The 18,934-nt window shown below is 45.6% G+C and carries 13 protein-coding genes; 8 read left to right on the top strand and 5 right to left on the bottom strand.

Annotated features, from left to right (window positions below):
- The first annotated feature begins 105 nt into the window (after positions 1-105).
- Positions 106-684, top strand: coding sequence for a TetR/AcrR family transcriptional regulator (locus tag AC58PV_RS14225; protein ID WP_497432880.1), 579 nt, complete (start codon positions 106-108; stop codon positions 682-684).
- A 149-nt stretch (positions 685-833) separates the two neighbouring features.
- On the opposite strand, the gene AC58PV_RS14220 is transcribed toward AC58PV_RS14225, so the two are convergent.
- Positions 834-1,715 (bottom strand): MerR family transcriptional regulator, encoded by an 882-nt coding sequence (locus tag AC58PV_RS14220; RefSeq protein ID WP_497432879.1) that lies wholly within the window; start codon positions 1,713-1,715, stop codon positions 834-836.
- A 179-nt stretch (positions 1,716-1,894) separates the two neighbouring features.
- On the opposite strand from AC58PV_RS14220, the gene AC58PV_RS14215 reads away from it, so the two are divergent.
- The 4 genes from AC58PV_RS14215 to AC58PV_RS14200 are packed head-to-tail and all read left to right on the top strand — an operon-like array spanning position 1,895 to position 6,449.
- Positions 1,895-2,827 (top strand): methyl-accepting chemotaxis protein, encoded by a 933-nt coding sequence (locus AC58PV_RS14215; protein ID WP_497432878.1) that lies wholly within the window; start codon positions 1,895-1,897, stop codon positions 2,825-2,827.
- A gap of 32 nt (positions 2,828-2,859) precedes the next feature.
- Positions 2,860-3,870: an EAL domain-containing protein gene (locus AC58PV_RS14210; RefSeq protein WP_497432877.1), complete on the top strand. Its 1,011-nt coding sequence runs from the start codon at positions 2,860-2,862 to the stop codon at positions 3,868-3,870.
- Positions 3,858-5,669: a DegV family protein gene (locus tag AC58PV_RS14205; protein ID WP_497432876.1), complete on the top strand. Its 1,812-nt coding sequence runs from the start codon at positions 3,858-3,860 to the stop codon at positions 5,667-5,669. The genes AC58PV_RS14210 and AC58PV_RS14205 overlap by 13 nt, the downstream gene beginning before the upstream one ends.
- Positions 5,670-6,449 (top strand): DUF1295 domain-containing protein, encoded by a 780-nt coding sequence (locus AC58PV_RS14200; protein ID WP_497432875.1) that lies wholly within the window; start codon positions 5,670-5,672, stop codon positions 6,447-6,449.
- Positions 6,450-6,457: 8 nt separating this feature from the next.
- Here the strand turns inward: AC58PV_RS14200 and AC58PV_RS14195 are convergent, their stop codons facing one another.
- Positions 6,458-7,045 carry a TetR/AcrR family transcriptional regulator gene (locus AC58PV_RS14195; protein ID WP_497432874.1) on the bottom strand — a complete coding sequence of 196 codons (588 nt, stop codon included), beginning with the start codon at positions 7,043-7,045 and terminating at the stop codon, positions 6,458-6,460.
- Positions 7,046-7,193: 148 nt separating this feature from the next.
- Between AC58PV_RS14195 and AC58PV_RS14190 the strand changes: the two genes are divergently transcribed.
- Positions 7,194-8,132, top strand: a complete 939-nt coding sequence (locus AC58PV_RS14190) for a ketopantoate reductase family protein (RefSeq protein WP_497432873.1) — start codon at positions 7,194-7,196, stop codon at positions 8,130-8,132.
- A 74-nt stretch (positions 8,133-8,206) separates the two neighbouring features.
- On the opposite strand, the gene AC58PV_RS14185 is transcribed toward AC58PV_RS14190, so the two are convergent.
- Entirely contained in the window at positions 8,207-12,523 is a 4,317-nt protein-coding gene (locus tag AC58PV_RS14185; RefSeq protein ID WP_497432872.1) for an S-layer homology domain-containing protein, read from the bottom strand.
- A gap of 183 nt (positions 12,524-12,706) precedes the next feature.
- Positions 12,707-15,223 (bottom strand): winged helix-turn-helix domain-containing protein, encoded by a 2,517-nt coding sequence (locus tag AC58PV_RS14180; RefSeq protein WP_497432871.1) that lies wholly within the window; start codon positions 15,221-15,223, stop codon positions 12,707-12,709.
- A gap of 322 nt (positions 15,224-15,545) precedes the next feature.
- On the opposite strand from AC58PV_RS14180, the gene AC58PV_RS14175 reads away from it, so the two are divergent.
- Positions 15,546-15,785, top strand: a complete 240-nt coding sequence (locus AC58PV_RS14175; protein ID WP_497432870.1) for a hypothetical protein — start codon at positions 15,546-15,548, stop codon at positions 15,783-15,785.
- Positions 15,782-17,221: an MDR family MFS transporter gene (locus AC58PV_RS14170; RefSeq protein WP_497432869.1), complete on the top strand. Its 1,440-nt coding sequence runs from the start codon at positions 15,782-15,784 to the stop codon at positions 17,219-17,221. The genes AC58PV_RS14175 and AC58PV_RS14170 overlap by 4 nt, the downstream gene beginning before the upstream one ends.
- Positions 17,222-17,384: 163 nt before the next feature.
- Here the strand turns inward: AC58PV_RS14170 and AC58PV_RS14165 are convergent, their stop codons facing one another.
- A complete protein-coding gene (locus tag AC58PV_RS14165) occupies positions 17,385-18,842 on the bottom strand; it encodes an MDR family MFS transporter (RefSeq protein WP_497433107.1) in 1,458 nt (485 codons plus the stop codon).
- Positions 18,843-18,934: the final 92 nt, after the last annotated feature.

Raw genomic sequence — 18,934 nt, 5'->3', positions numbered from 1 at the left:
TAGTTTTGTAAATAGGCAACTTTATTTTTCCCTTATAATTGGTATACTGAACGTATAGTTTATTTTATGGATTCAAATTTGTATGGATGAAAGAGGATACTAACGATGAATGGAAAAAGAGGCAGACCGCGGAATATAGAATCTCACAAGTCGATCCTTTCCGCTTCTTACGAATTGTTGCTGGAAAATGGCTTTCAAGCCGTCACCGTCGATAAAATTGCCGATCGTGCCCAAGTTAGCAAAGCCACGATATATAAATGGTGGCCTAACAAAGCTGCTGTGGTGATGGATGGTTTCATGCATGCTGCCACGGACAGATTACCTGTCCCGGATACGGGTACAACCTATAAAGACGTTCTAATTCACGCTACGAATTTAACCAGATTTTTAACAAGCCCCGAGGGGACCATCATTACGCAGTTATTGGGTGAAGGGCAGTTTGATTCAGGATTGGCAGAGGCTTATCGATCCCGTTTTTTCCAACCCCGCCGACTCGAGGCAAGAGGTCTTTTGGAAAAGGGCATTCAACGCGGGGAATTGAAAAATAATCTCGACATTGGCATTTGCATTGATCTCATTTATGGACCGATATTCTATCGTTTACTTGTGACAGGCGAAACCTTGGATGAACTCTATGTTGATCATTTAGTTAAAAATGCATTTGAAGGAATCCGTTTAACCTGAGTTGGATTTCCCATTTTTCAAGCAACTTTGGCGCTTCGCAACCTCTATTCAACATAATCGAAAGGCACCCTATTCGGGTGCCTTTCAGATTTTAGAACGTCACTACTCCCCCACGCTTATAAATGTCGATCCTGCTGACCCCATCATTCTTAAGCGTTGTGCCAATCTTCCCATTCTTCGACAGACATATAACGAACATTAGCTTTCACAGGGCGGCATTCCTCTAATTCGAATGCGGCCCCCCCGAGAAGAAACCTCAATCGAGGATGGTTCCGTATGGCTAATTCAATCCACTCCAAGAGCTTGTCCACATGGCGTCGGTCCGTCACGGAAGCGGCGATAAAAGATACATTTTGACTTGCAATGATGCTATCCAGATCCTTCAAAGGCGTATCGGGTCCTAAATATAATACCTCGGCTCCGCGTTTACGCAAGAATAGGCTAAACGACATGAGCCCGAGGTGATGCCGTTCTCCCTCGGGGCAAAAAGCCAATACAACAGGCATGCTGGGATTCACCGGAAAAATTCTGAACAAGGCGGATATTCTTCGCATAATCGTTTCTGAAGCGAAATGCTCCTGTGCGACGACGATTTTTCCTGCCTCCCAATCCGATCCAGCCCTATATAGAACAGGAACAATGATGCGTCGGAACGCCTCTTCGAAGTCATACAAGGCAAACGCCAGATCTATCGTCTCGTCCGCTTGGACGGATCTGAAATGAATCAAATCCATGTATAGCTTTTCGACTAAAATGTCGTAGGTTCGAATGCTCGCCGCTTGTTCTGCTTCTTGTACTGGAGGGATAGGCTTGTTCTGCTGTAGCAATTTCGCCACTGCTTCGCTAATCTTCAAGCCGTTTTGTTCGATTTGGTTTTTAAGGAAGCGAAGCTTTGATAAATCTTCTTCGCTTAGCAGGCGATGTCCGCCACCGCTTCGGCTCGGAGTTATAACCCCGTATCGGTTCTCCCAGGCACGAATCGTTACGACTGGGATACCAAGCAGCTCGGACGCCTTTTTCATGCTATACATGATTTCGTCCCCTCCTCCCACTTAATTATACATAATCAATACAAAATGAGGAGAGCTTTGTCAAAAATTTCATCAATTTTATGAACTTTTCATTAATTCTCAAAATTTATTGATAATTTTGTATAGATTTTGTACAATTATGATTATAAAATCTATACATAACCGAGGAGCTCATTCCCATGAACAGAAATCAAGCAACGGCTTTAATAGAGACACATGGCGATACGAAACTTCTTGCATTGATGACGGCCATTGAAAGCTCCCTTGCCATGATTGAATTCGACATGGAAGGCAATGTGCTTTATGCCAACGATAACTTCGCGAACTCCATGGGCTATCAATCATCGGAAATGCGCGGTATGCGACATACGACTTTCTGTACGCCTGAATTTCGAAACAGTGCTCACTATCCTAAGCTCTGGGAAGGATTAAGGCAAGGAAAGGCGTTTCAGAACAAAATCCATAGAGTGCGAAAAGACGGGCGTCTTATTTGGCTTGAAGCTACTTATATGCCGATTCTCGGTGAAGATGGACTACCGTTCGGCGTGTTGAAGATCGCGACTAACATCGATGAGCGGGAACAAGCGGCTGCCCGATTGACCGGGGATCTTTTACAGATGTCGGAGGATCTGCTGCATCGGGCCAAGGAAGGCATAGCTCGCAGCAAGGAAATCGAAGAAGCGGTTAGCAGCGTCGTTTCGGGCTCCGAGGAGAATATGGCTGTTCTACTTCAATTGGAACACCAGTCCCATTCCATTCGCAAAATCGTACGATCCATCAAAGACGTTGCCTCACAAACAAATCTTCTTGCCCTTAACGCGGCGATCGAAGCTGCTCACGCAAAGGAGCACGGGCGAGGTTTCGCTGTAGTCGCTAGCGAGGTGCGCAAGCTCGCAGCTCAAGTCGAACAAGCGACTAAGGAAGCAAGCAAATACGTTGAAGAAATCGAGGCCCATGTCCGGGAAGTCGGGGAAAGCACGAAACGCTCGCGGATCTACGCTTCCGAGAGCCAGAGACGAATCCAGCAAGCTATAGGAGAGTTCCAGGACATCGGGAAAGCCACCACTAAGCTAGATGGGAAAGCGAACGAAATCAAATTGATCCTGAATTAACGACAAATCCGATTTCACGGGAGGAAATGCTAATGAGCTGCCAAGGTTGCGGACTGAATGAGTTGCTCATCGAAATTAAAGTCGAGGGGGCCCATAACCGGAATTTGTTGCATGATGTGTCTAATCTTATGCATATTAGAAACGCCCTGCACCTTGAGAATGAAGATACTTTAACAATTAAAGAGTTCGGAGCTCGTGAGCTTGCGGACTTTTGCAACGATCACCTGGATCAAGAGAAAATGAGAATTCGGCTGCCGGGAGAGGACTGGAGGCCCATGTCGGAGCTTCCGGTGATTGCTGAAACGAAGTGGATCGACAAGTTAATATCTGAGCGTCGAGTTTTCATGTATTTCCAACCTATTGTTGACAGCGAAGAACGGATTTATGCCTATGAAGCATTGGCGAGATTCATGGACGAAGACGGTTCCTTGCTATATCCGAACATTGTTTTCCCGGCTGCCAAGAAACGTGGTCGGCTATACGCTTTAGACCGACTATGCAGGATGAAAGCAGTTGAAGAAGCTGCGCCTCTTCGCGCCAAGATGTTTATTAATTTTATACCAACGTCCATTTATTCTCCCGAATTTTGTTTAAAGTCCACCATCGATTTAGCCACAAAATTGAACATTGACCCTTCGCTATTTGTTTTCGAAGTTGTTGAAACTGAGAAGACCGAAGACTTGGCGCATCTGAAGCGTATATTGGCGTTTTACAAGGAAAAAGGGTTTAAATACGCCCTTGATGATGTCGGGGAAGGTTTCAGTACGATAGAAATGCTGTCGGAGCTTAAGCCTCATTATATGAAATTGGATCGCTCCTATGTACATGGCGTCTCACGAAATTCGGCGATGCAGCGGACTGCGGAACTTTTCCTCGAAACAGCTTTACGCATCGGGTCAGTACCGCTAGCGGAAGGGATCGAATCCAGAGAAGATTTCGAATGGTTAAAACAACGAGGGTATGGGCTATTTCAAGGCTACTTATTCGGAAAACCTAGCCTTCCCCCGAACCCTCAACAGGAGGTCCAGACTTGCAAGTTCTAAATCATCCTACGTTATTCCGCATGATCTTGGCCGGAGCTAACGAAATTATATCAAGGGAAAAAGAGTTGAATGCTATCAACGTTTTCCCCGTTCCTGATGGGGATACGGGAAGCAACCTTGCGCACTTAATGCGAATGCTCGTGCGGGAGACGAAATGGAGCGATACCTCCTCCGAGATGCTCGAAAGTATGAAACGAGCTTGCTTGAGAGGCTCGCGCGGCAACTCAGGCATGATATTCTCGCAGTTTATCCTTGCTATGTGCAGCTATATGACCGCACGCCCAGAGCTGAAGATAGCACAGTTTATTGAAATGTGCGAGCAATCCGTCGCAATGTCCCGACGTTCCGTGCAAGAGCCGCAGGAAGGAACCGTGTTGTCAGTCATGGATGACTGGGTCAACGTTCTTCAAACAGCGCTCGCTCCTTCGGAGGGGCTTGCAGACATGCTGCATCGCTCTTACGCTGAGGCGTGCATTTCGTTGGAGAATACCAAGCACCAGCTGGAGGTGCTTCGAAAGCATAATGTCGTCGATGCGGGAGCGAGAGGCTTTATCCATTTCTTGCAGGGATTTATCGCATCATTGGATGATACATCCCCGGTTGCCGAGCAGATCTTTGAGAAACCGGTACCGTTCGCTTCCTCTGACGACATTATTTACAACCCATCCCATAATCTCTCCGATTCCCTTGCGTTTCGTTATTGTGCCGAATTTATGTTCGACATCAGGACGAATTTAGAAGAAGTCAAAGGGCAAGTCGCGACTTTGGGTAACTCGATGGTAGCCGTTGGTGACGGTATTCAGGGCAAAATCCATATTCATACTAACGATCCTGCACGGGTCGCCGAAGTGATTCAAAATAACGGCTGGATCGTCTATCAGAAGGTTGAAGATATGAAGCGGCAGAAAGATATGATTTACAACCGCCAAGCATCTATTGCCCTTGTGATCGACTCCGCCTGCGATATGCCAGAACCGTGGCTGGATGACTACCAGATTCATAGGATTCCTCTACATCTCCAGCTCGGTCGTTCCACCTATCTAGATAAAGTAACCCTTGAATTAGATACTTTCTATGACAAGCTTGAGAGGATGACCGAGCAACCAACTACCTCCCAGCCTGCTCAAGAAACCATTACATTGCTTTATGAACAGTTATTGACTCATTATGACCATATTATTTCTATTCACCTATCTAAGGCGTTAAGCGGCACCTACGATGCATGTCGACAAGCAGCCGAACGCATGGATTCGGACAGAATACATGTGGTAGACTCGAGAACTTTGTCCGGCGCTTACGGTCTTATCGTTCATGAAACCGCTGAAGCAGTTAAAGCAGGGAAACCGATTGAGGATGTGCTTGATTTGCTAGCATCGTCCATTCCTCGTACGGAAATTCTCGTGAGCGTGCCGACGTTGAAGCACATGATTAGAGGCGGACGAGTAAGCCCGCTTCAAGGGAAAATCGCAAGATGGCTCGATATGAAGCCCATTGTATCTGTCAATCAAGAAGGCCAATCGATCCTCTACGGGAAAACCTTTTATAAACAATCCAATCTAGGCGAAATGCTGAAAATGATTTCCTTCATCCATCGCCGCAATCCAATCCAACGTTATGTTATCCTTCATGCTGGAGCTGAGGCGGACAGCGCACGTTACGTAGAAGAAATGGTCCAGATGACTGGACAAAACCCGCTGTACATCACTGGAGTAGCACCTGTCATCGGGCTGCATGCAGGCAAGGGAGCGGTGAGCGTGGCCATGATGCTTAGCGGTGAAAATACAAGGAGGAATACGTAAATGTGGGTATTGTATGGAATCAGTGGATTTGCTGTCTTTATTTTTATGGCCTTATTATTCTTAGTAGCGCAAGTCAAGAAAGACAACTCGATCGTAGATATCGGCTGGGGCTTAGGATTCGTCATCATCGCACTGACGACGTTCGGCTATCAACAAGGTTTTGACGGTAGACAATTACTGATCACGATCTTGGTGTGCATATGGGGAATTCGGTTAGCGGTCTATCTATTCATTCGTTCTATTGGTCGTGGGGAAGATTACCGCTATGCCAACTTCCGTAAACAATGGGGCAGCCGAGCAGTGCTCATCGCCTTTTTCCGGGTCTTCATGATGCAAGGATTCATTATGCTGCTGCTCGCTTATCCCATCATTCGCGTTCATTCGGAACAGCTCGGCGTCTTTGATTTAGCTTGCTACCTCGGTTTGGCTGTATGGATTGTCGGGTTCATGTTCCAAACCGTCGGCGACTGGCAACTTCGGCAATTTAAGAAGAACCGCCGAAACCAAGAAGAAGTACTGGCAAGCGGATTATGGCGCTATACTCGCCATCCCAATTACTTTGGCGAAGCTGTTATGTGGTGGGGAATCGCACTCATCGTCCTCCCTATGCCCGGTGGTTGGGGTGCGTTAATCAGTTCCCTGTTGATTAACCTTCTACTAATCAAGGTTTCCGGCGTACCGTTCCTTGATCGGCGTTACGCGCATAACCTGGCTTACCAGCAATATAAAAGAGAAACGAATCGATTCCTACCATGGTTTCCTAGAATCGAAAAACGGTAGGCTAACTTCTACCAATTCGAATCAAGTCGCCGTGGATTGACCGTACCAAAGATATGATACGGTGTTATCCCATTTGCAAATAGGCTATCTACCAACTTAACCAATTCTTCCGACGATAGATCTTTGCCGTTGCGTATCCAAAGGCGAAACATAGACATTAATGTTGATATGTAAAACTCAATTATGTATGGTGCTAAGGCATCATTTGTTGGAAAGTCCACAATTAATCTCTCGAAGGGAATCTCTCTTTTCAGGCGTTCAATAAAATGAACAGAACCATAATCGCCCAAGAGGGCTTTAAGAACTGAAATTTCCTCTGCATCTTCCAAGCATTGCAGTGCATCTTGGAAAGTATGTGTAGAAAACTCTCTGCCTGCCATTTCCTCGTTAATGGATTTCAAGACGCGCTTTTCAACACAGTCCAACAACTCATAGATATCCGTAAAGTATTGATAAAATGTACTGCGATTATATCCTGATTGGTTAGCAATCTCTTGAATGGATATTTTTTCAATTGGTTTTTGGCTATATAAATCACAGAATACATTTATAAATGTTTGCCTTGTTTTATCCGTAATTTCAGGCTGCTTATTCATTATTTGCCTCCATTTTCTGTTCAATCGATTATACGACAGATATTAAAAATCTGATGGTTGATGACCGCATAGTGTATCTATACAATAACATTATACAACACGTTGTTTGATAATCGACAAGGATTAATATATATATTTAGGAGGCAATATGAGAATTTTACTCTTCGGTAGAGGTGTAATATCGACCCAATATGCTTGGGCTTTTGAAAAGGCAGGACATACAGTTGAGTTTTTCGTTAGAAAAGGGAGAAAAAAAACCTTCGGAAGCAACATAGCGCTTGAAATGTGGGACGCACGAAGAGGGAAACAGCTAATAAAAGAAAGCTGGAACGTCAACCTGCATGAGGAGTTGAGCCCAAATTATGATCTCATTATTGTGAGTGTCAACACGGAACAACTTCCAGAAGCAGCACAATTACTATCGACTTCCGCTGGAGACACCCCTATTCTAATATTCAATAACGTTTGGCAAGATTTGAAATCATCGATTTCACCATTGTCTATGAACAATGTTGTCTTTGGGTTCCCAGGAGGAGGCGGCGGCATCGCAGATAATAGGCTTAGAGGCGGCTTTTTAAAAATGCTATTTCTGGAAAAACCACGGGTAGGCACTGAATATATTAACAACAAGGTCAAAGAACTATTTGAAAGTGCCCATTTTAGAATTAGTTGGATAAAGGATATGCAAAACTGGCTATGGAATCACTTTGCCATGAATGCGGCTATGGAGACCGAGGTGTTAAAAATGGGAAGTTTCCCAGCACTCATGAATCATAGTGACTCATTCGCAAATGTTGGTAAGAATATGAGGGAAATTGTCCCTGTACTTAAAGAAAGAGGTGCAAAGATTGATACGATTTCTCTACTGTTAACTAAGATTCCACCAGCAATTCTCGGTATGCTTTTTAACAAAATTATTTTTGCAAAGGGCAGCTTACCACGACTTTTCATCGAATACAACAATAGTAAAGCAGGTTTTGCGGTACTTGAAGTTGTGAGAGAAGCCAAAAAGTTAGGTATACCTTTACCACGTCTTACTGCGGCATTTGAAAATAATGTACAACACAAAGCTATTGAAAATTCTTAGAAAAACACAGAAAATGTTCGGAAAAATAAAAACGCAGCCCTATACTCGCTTGGGCTGCGTTTTTCTATACAAATTCACTTCTGCTCCAGCATATTGAGCAACACCGTTACAGCTTCTGCTCTGATTGCATTGTCTTTAGGTGCAAATTGGTTATCGCCTTTGCCTTGCATAATGCCCGCTTGTTTGACGAACGCCACGTTCGCTTTCGCCCACGCTGGTATTTCCTTGTCGTCTGAGAAGGTAGTTGCGGCATCCACTTGGCTAGACTTACCTAGAGCTGATGCGATCATTGCTGCCATCTCAGCGCGTGTAATAACATAATCAGGACGGAAACTGCCGTCCTCATATCCATGAATAATGCCTGCTTGTACCGCTTGCGCGACAGCTTTCTGCGCCCACTCGCCAATCTCCGCCTTATCCGTGAACGCCAGCGCGGCTCCTTGTCCTTGCGCTTTGAGTGCATTCATCAGCATCACTGCAAATTCCGCGCGCGTTACGGTTTTGTTAGGTTTGAACGTACCGTCTGGGAAGCCGCCAACGATACCCAGGCCAATCGCTTTCTTGATATACGCTTCGGACCAGTGCCCCGCGATATCGCTAAAGTTAGTTGTTGGCGGCGTTGCAACTTTACCTTCAACAAATACGGCATATTTCGTAAAATGATCGACCTCTACGGTAATCTTACTTTCGTTAATTTTACCCCCGGGGACCTTCACCCATTCCTTTTTTGCTTCGTCAAAGTAAAATACGGATACGGTTTGGTCGCCGCTCAATTTGGACTTATCAAAAGCAAAGGTCAGTGTGACTGGTTTACTAAAGTTCTCTAAGAAGTTCTTCAAAATCTCAAACACTGGGCTGGCTAGAGACTTCTGGTTGGTTAGTAGTGCCTGCGTTTCTAATACTTTATTAATCGTTATTTTTAATTCTCGATCCGTAGCCCCTGCTGGAATGGAGACGGTCACCTCTTTATTCAAACTAACCTCGCCGATACTGCCCGTTGGGAGCGTGAGGTTACCGTCCGTAGAAGTAGCTGGGGACGTTGGTCCTGTTGGTCCTGTTGGTCCTGTTGGTGCCGTTGGCACACTGCCTCCGTCATTGGATGGTGCAAGTGCACGAGTTATCGTAACTGTGTAGGTATTTAGTGTACCATCCTGCGCTGTCACAACCGTGGTGATAGCATTGTTTCCAACATTCAAAGGAATTACATCACTTGCCCGACCACTTGCAACGGCAGTTCCGTTTATAGTTACGCTTGCATGGCTCTCGGATACGGTTGGCGTAACGGTCGTACTGGAAACAACATTCGCCACATTAGCTGAATATGCTGTGGTCCCGGAGACGAATGACGGGGTTAGCGTAACGCCCGACAGGGTCAATCCGCTTAAGTCCGCGTTGTTATTTAAACGGTTAACCGTTACGTTATACGCATTTTGTGTTTGATCCTCGGCAGTCACTACGATATTAATCGTATTTGCCCCTACCGCAAGGTTCGATGCATTGTAATTATAAACATTACCCGTTGCCGTAGTGTACACAGCACCCGTAACTCCAAGCGTTTGACTCGCTTCTGCTTTGGTTACTGCCACATTGAGACTTGTTATCGCGTTCGGAACATTCACTGAATACGTACCTTGCGATGATAAAAATGTCAGTGTGCCTTGATCAACGGTTATGTTAGAGAGCAACGCGTTATTGTTTAATGGTTCAGTTGCCGGGAAAACGGCGGTTACGACGCCCGTTTCAGCATCCGTAGTTACAGAGGTGGCTCCCGCTACGGTAAAGAAGTTTTCACCAATACCTGTTAAGGTATACCCCTCATTAGGTGTAATTGTAATTATAGCTGTGTAAATTGTACTCGGAGCAAATATAGCGTCAGACGGCGACCATGCTACCGTTGCTGTGTATTCACTTGCCGCTGTTATGGCAGATACCGGCGTTGCTCCTCTGACTGGCGGCGTTACTCCAGCTATTGCAGCTGTACCTATTGGTACTTCCGTTGCTGGGAAAGTTACCGTAAACGTCACGGTGTTGCCTACACCTGAACCCGTTGTCGTTGTAGTTCCAACCTCGGATGCATCCTCTACTGTCGGGGTGAATGCTCCTGCCTGGAATTCCTTTGAATTCTTGGATGTTAGTTCAACCGTTGCTGTATAGCTTTGGCCTCCCTTAAATTTGCCGCCTGCTGTCAAAGGTTCATTCCAGGCTACATGTGTAACTGTGTAATTAGCATTGGCTGTTGCTTCTTCAATTGCTGCTGTATCCTGCGGAGTTGCATCCACCACTGGCGCATCAATGGTTACAGCTGCTGATGTTACTACCCACTTCGCATATAACAAATAATCCGAAGTAATGGCAGTTGTCGCAATGTCAAATGGGGTTCCACTAAATTGACTTGAGGTGTACCACCCCTCGAACGAATAACCCGTTCTCGTTGGTACAATTGGCTCTGTTGCCAGATTATTGTGGATTACAATTTGATTCGCCGTTGTCCATAACTCATCATTGGTAACGAAGTTTACCATGTACGCATGCGATTGCTTTTTAACCAGATGATTATACGTATCCGCCACATACAACATGCCGTCACTGCCTACGGTTATCCCATTAGGATTGTTGAATCCTCCTGAATCGGCTATGTCCTTCCAGGCGCTTCCTCCAGCCGAAAGCCTTTTAATTTGGTGAGTATCTTCAGAATTCAAAATGTACAACGAGCCATTACTGTCTACGGCTATGCCCATCGGATAGGAAATTCCCCCAGATTGCGTAATACTTTCCCAGGTGTTCCCTCCAACCAGTTGTTTTTTAATTAAGTCATTGCGTGTATCCGTCACATACAAGGTGCCATCACTGCCTACTGCAATACTATTAGGATTGTTGAATCCTCCTGAATACGTGATATTCTCCCAAGTACTCCCGCCACTTAACAGTCTTTTAATTTGATTATGGCCCGTATCCGCCACATACACTGTGTTATACCTATCGACTGTTATCCCCCCTGGGAAACTGAAATTCTCTGAAAGGGTGATGTCTTCCCAGGCGCTCTCATCGCGGGGCAGTTTTTTAATTTGACCAATTCCAGCATCCGCTACATATACCGTACCGTCATTGCCGATAGCTATAGCGCTTGGCGAGTAAAAAATTTGTACACCCGTGATATCCACCCAAGTATTGCTATTGCTCAATAATTTTTTGATTTTGTGATTATTTCTGTCCGTCACATATACCGTGTCATCCCTGCTTACCGCCACACCACTTGGATAAATAAATGACTCCGATTTGGTAATATCTGACCACACTCTTGTATCCCACTTCGCGTATAGCGTTAGGTTCGCTGTAATTGCTGTTGTTGCAAAGTTAAAGGGTTGCGTCAGCGCGCTGTCACTATACCACCCTTCCAATGTGCTGTATGCCTTGCTCGTAGCCGGCTCAGTTGCATAGCCGTCTTTGGCTATGGACTGGGTATTAATGTTTGTCCCTCCCCTGCTATCAAAGCTCACTTGGTAGCCGGTGGACCATTTTTTAATTTTGCTATTATACATATCCGCCACATACACGGTGCCGTCACTGCTTGCTGCTATACCACCTGGCGTGTTAAATGTCCCCGAACCTGTAATGTTCTCCCAGACGCTTCCCCCACTTGGCAGTTTTTTAATTTGCATAGACGTACCATCCGTTACATACAGCGTGCCGTCGCTGCCAACTGCTATACCATCAGGATTGTTGAATCCTCCCGAATGGGTGACATCCTCCCAAGTGCTGCTTCCACTCGGCAGTTTTTTAACTTGTTGATAATAGCGATCTGTCACATACATGGAGCCGTCACTGCCTATGGCTATGCCTACCGGACTCCCTGAATAGTCGACATACTCCCAGGCACTGCCTCCGCTCGTCCGTTTTTTAATTTGGTTATAGCCAGGATCCGCCACATACAACGTGCCGTTACTGTCCACTGCTATACCCGTTGGATTGTTGAATTCGTATTGTTCTTCATTGGGAATGTCCTGCCAAGAGCTGTTTCCGCTCAGCAGTTTTTTGATTTTATTATTCCTGCCATCCGCTACATACAACGTGCTATCACTGGCTACCGCTATGCCATTCGGATAGTTGAATCCTCCTGAATTGGTGATATCCACCCAAGCGCTGCCTCCGCTCGGCAATTTCCTAATTTTATTACTATCCCTATCTGTTACATACAATGTGCCGTCACTACCTATGGTCACACCATACGGACTCCAAAATCCCCCTGATTTCGTGATGTCAGTCCACACCTTGGATTCTGTTGCGGCATAAGCATCACCACCTCCCAGAATAATTTGCATTACTGGAAGAACCAGCATGACGAAACTCATCAGCATGGCTGCTACTCTCTTTTTGGTAATTACGCTATTCATCTTCTCCGGCACCTCCACGCCATTTTTGTCGATTATTGACACTTTTGTCCTCATTCTATGACTTTCGTCCTAATAAAAAAATCCCCCATTAATGGGGGATGGACGTTATGAATATGGGGGATATGCATGATGCTAATATGTATTGTATGATGATAATTTTGTTAGATTGCGCTAACTAGTTCGCTACAGCCATTGGAATTCCTTCCCTTGCTTTAATGCCTGTTCTCTGCTGTTCACATCAAGCTTTCTGTATATACTTTTCAGATGGCTCTTGACTGTCTCCGCTGTGATCTGAAGTTGTTCGGCGATCTGTTTATTCGACAGCCCCATATCAACCATTCGTAATATTTTTAACTCTTGTTTCGTGATAAGTGCTCCTGAACTGGCAGTCTCTTTCCTATGATCTGACATCAGCAACAGCAATTCCCTGGCATAGCGCATGCTCGCGGACTTACGGTTAGCGCTGATCTGCCTTTGTCGGATGTATTCATGTAACAGCTCAGCCATCTTGGCCCCTTCATCCATGAAACTGCGGATGTATTTCCCTGGTTCCGCTAATTGAAGCGCTGCCTCCAGTTTCATTACAGCGTTCGTCCTATCATCTTTTCGATAAAAAGCCATGCTTTGCAAGATCGTCACCTTAACCTTATCCCAGGTCCGATTCTCCTTATCGACAAGCGCATACAATTGTTCTAGCAATTGCAGGGCTTCATCAACTTCCCCGCATTCCATAAGCGCACTTGCCAAAATAAGATATTCTTTGATCGGACCGAGCGGGATCGTATCCGTATATTGGATGCCGCAAGTTTCCAGCCACCTCTCATCGAATGAACCGTTCGCAAGCGACAAATAGGCCTTCTCCGCCTCAATCCTCCGCATAAACATATTTTTGTCCACGGAATGTATCTTAGATTTGATTCCCTCAAGCAAATCAAACGCTTTAGCCGAATCTCCCCTAGCCTGACAGATCCGCACAGCATTGACAGTAGCGCTTAATAGGATAAGCGCATAAGGCTGCATGCACGTTGATCTCAGTACCCTCTCCGCATACATTTCTGCCTCTTCCAAGCGGTTCCATTCATATAACAACAAACTGTATGTATTGTAAAAGAATCCGACATAGGGATAATTGTCTCTATCTTCCCATACTTTGATCCACTTATTGAAGAATCTCTCCGCATCATGCAAATCGTTGAAAAAGCTCAATAACGTATCGAAATACATCGAAAACGAGTTCGCTTCAATCATTTGGATATAGCTGCCCTCTGGTGTATGCCGATCAAAAACCTCAAAATATTCATTAGCCCGAACAAAGTCTCTTCGGTAAAAAGAAACAGCCGCGGACAAAAAATGAACATTGCCTGCGTAAGGTTTCCATTCCGGATCGGATAGCTTCTCCTCCATTAGACGAAGTCTAGCTTGTGCCAACTCCATTTCATTGGTTTCCACCATGATTTTGACATAAAGAAACTGAGTTCTTAGCTTTCCAGTGAAGCAATACTCCGGTAGCCCCCGCAACCAGCGATGGAGTACTCCCCTCTTCGCCTGAAGGTTTTGCTGATGCTTTTCAATCAAAGCGCTTGCTTCGAGATGATGCCCGTCCATAAACAGCTGCTCTACCGCTTCTTCCAAGAATCCGTGCTCCTCCAGCCAATGGGCTGCCTTAACATGCAGCTCCTTCGATTGTCCCGCATACCTCTGCCGGAAAAGCCTCCGTAAAAAATCGGAAAACAAGTGATGATAGCGATACCATTCGCGCTGGTTATCCAATGAAACAATGAACAAGTTATGCTGTTCCAGCAGTTCCAGCAGTTCCTGACAATTCGCTTGTCCAGTAACTGCCTCGCACAACGGGCCGTTTATCCTGTCCACGATTGAAGTTACCAATAGAAAGGACTGAATCTCCCTCGGCTGGAGACTAAAAACCTCCTGAAACAAATAATCGGATATGTTGCGGTGTTCCCCGCTAAAGGCGCGGATAAAATCCGAATAATTGCCGCTTCTTTGCAGTGAAATGGCAGCAAGATACAGGCCGCTAATCCAACCTTCCGTGCGGTCGACCAACACAGCTATCTTTTCTCCCGATAGTGAAAGTCCCATACAATCCTGAAAGTAACGAATTCCCTCCTTAAGTTGAAATCGCAGATCCGAAATCGTAATTTTTACCATTTGTCCAGTCGTCTGCAGCCTTGCCGTAGGAAAGGGCATTTCAGCCCGACTTGTTATATAAAGGTGAATGTGAGGGGGTAAATACGCTAGAAAATAGGCGACCGATGCTTGAATAGGGGCAAGATCAATCGCGTGATAATCGTCCCAAATGATGACCAATTCATCGGAATAGGTGTCAAGCTCGCGAATCATGGCTGAGATGAATGACTCAAACGCTCCCGACTTTAAGGATGGCACATACGGGGAGACCGCTTCCGCAAATTGCGGGTTCTTACTAGTGACTGCAGCGATCGTATAACTCCAAAACGCAATCAAATCATTATCTTGAGGGCCCAAAGAAATCCATACGGCAGGTATGGCGGACTGTTGCAGCCATTGACTCAAAGCAGTGGTTTTGCCGTATCCCCCAGGAGCCGTTACAGATGTAAGTTTGCTCTTTAATCCTTTATTTAATAGCTCTGTGATCGCTGATCGCTCAACAAGGTCATCGCGCCGCGTTTGTGGGATATGAAGTTTGGTACTCAGAATCATGGGTCGGCACCTCGAATTTAGCTGTTACATTCTATTCTTCATTATATCTGATTTCTATTCAGGGTTGCTAAATAAATAGAGCTGTGGAGTGAGCTTTTTCGTTGATTTCACTTGTTGGGTTAACCGGCACGTTATCATAATCCCCAAATCGCATCCCGTCAAGAGATAATGTGCAAAAGAGCGATATAGCGGGGGATCACCCCTTATGTTTTCAACATAGGAATCAATTTCCGAGTATGCAGGGCCATATCGCTTTTTCCAATTCATCCGGTGTCACGTAAAATATTCTTCAGATTGATGAAGAACAAGGAAGGAGATCTGCATGAACAGCGTGGATAAAATCAAATTTTTGGTCCTTTACGGCAAAGCCTTAGAGACAACTTATTACGGATATCTAGAGCTGAATCAAGATGGCCATATGATCGCGCTCTACAATCATTTCGGCGAGGAAATCGACATGTTCGGTGGACATGAATTTGTCAGGGTACGGGCGCTTGGCCGATTCGATGATGAAGACCGCGATAACTTTTACTCCTTGTTAGAAAGTGATGGTGTAGGATGAACGGACAGGTTCAAGAGGCAAGTGGAATAAAGAGAGGGGCGATGTTAACTGCCCTGCTCCTCGGGACATTTATTGCATTTCTTAATGAAAATTTACTTACGAATTCATTTCCTGGATTAATGCGTGAGTTCAACGTTGCTGCTTCGACCATACAATGGTTATCGACCGGTTATATGCTGATGATCGGCATACTGGTGCCAGTAACCGCATTGCTACAGCAATGGTTCACGACTCGCCGGATGTTTATGTCCGCGATGGCGTTATTTCTAGCAGGTACCTGCTTGTGTGCCGTATCCCCTGGATTCGAAGTCTTGCTGATAGGCAGGATTGTTCAAGCTTGCGGGACAGGATTATTAATTCCATTGATGATGAATACGATTCTAGCTCTCTATCCGCCGGAACGCAGAGGGGCTGCCATGGGTCTGATGGGGCTTGTCATCATGATCGCACCTGTCATCGGGCCAGCTTTGTCGGGATTGGTTATCGATACCTTGCACTGGCGATGGCTGTTCTACATGGTGATTCCTGCCGCATTGTTTTCGATTATTTATGCCTTCAAGTACGTAAAGAATGTTACCGAAATAACCAAGCCAAGGATCGATCTTTTATCCATTGTTATGTCAACCCTCGGGTTTGGTTGTGTCACCTACGGTTTCAGTCAGACTGGTGTCTGGACGCTTGGGAGTTACAGCCTGATTGCCATAGGCGGTTTCTTCTTACTCTTGCTTGCTTGGCGGCAGCTCAAGATTAAAGAACCTTTGATTGATCTTTCCGTATTCCGGTATTCCACTTTTGCTTTGGTTGCGGTATTGATCGTCGTGCTGATGATGGTTTTATTCGCCACCACGACATTGCTGCCCATTTATATGCAGGATGTGATGCAATTGACAGCATTCGCGACAGGTTTACTTCTGATGCCAGGCTGTATGCTAAACGCGATGATGATGCCCGTAACGGGAAAATTATTCGATAAATTCGGCCCGAGATTCGTCATAATGCCTGGACTCCTCATGATCGCTTTATCACTGTGGCTATTTGCCGGTATAGACAGCGATACAACCCGAGGCTCGATTCTGTTCAATCATATCCTCTTGTTCATAGGCATTTCGTTTGTCGTCATGCCTGCTCAAACGGCAGGCATGAATCAACTCCCGCCTCACCTGGTCCCCCATGGTACAGCCATATACAATACGCTCCAGCAGATTGCTGGGGGAATTGGCATCGCTTTGTTCGTTGGCATCATGTCGTCCAGAGCCAACCGTTATCTTCACCATTCGCTCGATCCCGTTGCGTTTGAAGATACAACACAAAGCATCGTTGCCGGTTTGCAAACCGTTTTTGGGATCGCATTTATTCTCTCCATCCTTGTATTGGTACTGGGTTGGTTTATAAATGGCCGTCATGATGCCGATTTTTCTCAACAGAAAGCCCCCTAAAACTGGTGCCTTAGGGGGCTTGAAACAGACCATAATGGTTCTGAGAGCGGCGATCGCTTTTTTCCATAAAAAAATCTCGTCATGGCAAAACCTTCTGAGGTCTGCGTGACGAGATCTGTTACGAAAATTATAATGTAATTAATTTATCTTAATCGGCAACAACTTAATGTCCCATGCCTTGGCGAGGTTCTTCACCTTCAGGAGGGCTCGTACGACGAATGAACAGACCGATTACGAGCGCAAGAACCCCTAAGTAAAAACCTACCCAGAAAGCACTATGCAAGCCCTCAACCATGCCTTTTAGCGCTTCAATCGGATCTGCTGGATTGCTCGACTTTGTGAGATAATCTTTCGTACCGTTAGACATGATGCTGATGAACAGCGCCACGCCAATTGCACCAGCAACTTGCTGTAGCGTGTTCATTATCGCCGTACCATGAGGATACAACGCACGCGGCAACTGGTTCAACGCCGTCGTCTGGGCAGGCATCATCACAAGTGAAATACCGATCATCATAATAATGTGTACTGTGATGAGATAGCCCTTCGTCGTCTCCATATCAACACTAGTAAACATGTAGATCGCGACAAGAACAATAGCAAGCCCTGGGATAACGAGTACACGTGGACCGAGTTTGTCAAACAAAACGCCTGCTACAGGTGCCATCATTCCGTTGACAATACCACCTGGCAGCATAATAAGACCTGAAGAGAACGCCGTCAACATAAGCGGACCTTGCAAGTATAAAGGCAGCAATGTCAGCGTGGAGAACAACGTCATCATCATCACGAGCATAAGTACCGTAACAAGCGAGAACATGGGAAACTTAAACGCGCGCATGTCCATAACTGGACTCTTAAGCATCAATTGACGCCATGCAAAAATTACAATACCGAGGACACCTACCGCAACCATCCAATAGACCAAAGGATCGCCCCAACCAAGGTCGCCCGATTTACTAAATCCATACACGACACCACCAAAACCAATCGTCGAGAGAATAATCGACAGTATATCAACCTTCGGCTTCGTAATCCTAGATACGTTTTTCATATAGATAAACGCAAAAACAATCGAGAATACCGCAAGTGGCGTGACCAAGTAAAACAACCAACGCCATTCAAGCTGATCAAGAATGAGACCTGAAACCGTCGGTCCAATGGCCGGTGCGACCATGATGACTAGACCGATCAGTCCCATCGCTCCGCCTCGCTTCTCAGGTGGGTATATCGCAAGAATCGTATTCATCATTACCGGCAGCATCAAGCCAGTACCTAGCGCCTGTACAACTCGCCCTACCAACAGCACTTCAAAACCTGGAGCAAACGCCGCAATAAGCGTACCTATTAAAAATAATGTCATTGCACCGATGAACATTTGTCGGGTCGTAAACCATTCTTGCAGAATGGCTGTAACCGGTACGAGCACACCAACAACCAACATATAGGCAGTAGATAGCCATTGAATTGTAGAAGGGGTTACATTTAACGCCGTGATCAAATCTGGAAAAGCATTCCCGAGCAACGTTTCGTTCAAAATTGCAACGAATGCGCCGATGATAAGCGCGACGACAATCGGGGTGCGTTTGATTTTGCTCAAATCCGGCCCTTCTGCACTCATTGTAGCTTGATTAGAACTTTCCATTGTGAATAATTTCCTCCTTATTGTGTCTGTCTTCACGACATTCGACTTATGTAGCGGTAGAAACGTAA

This window comes from Paenibacillus sp. J22FR83 (genome assembly GCF_059691955.1).
Note: the sequence above shows the minus strand (reverse complement) of the source record. Positions and strands in the feature narration are given on the sequence as shown.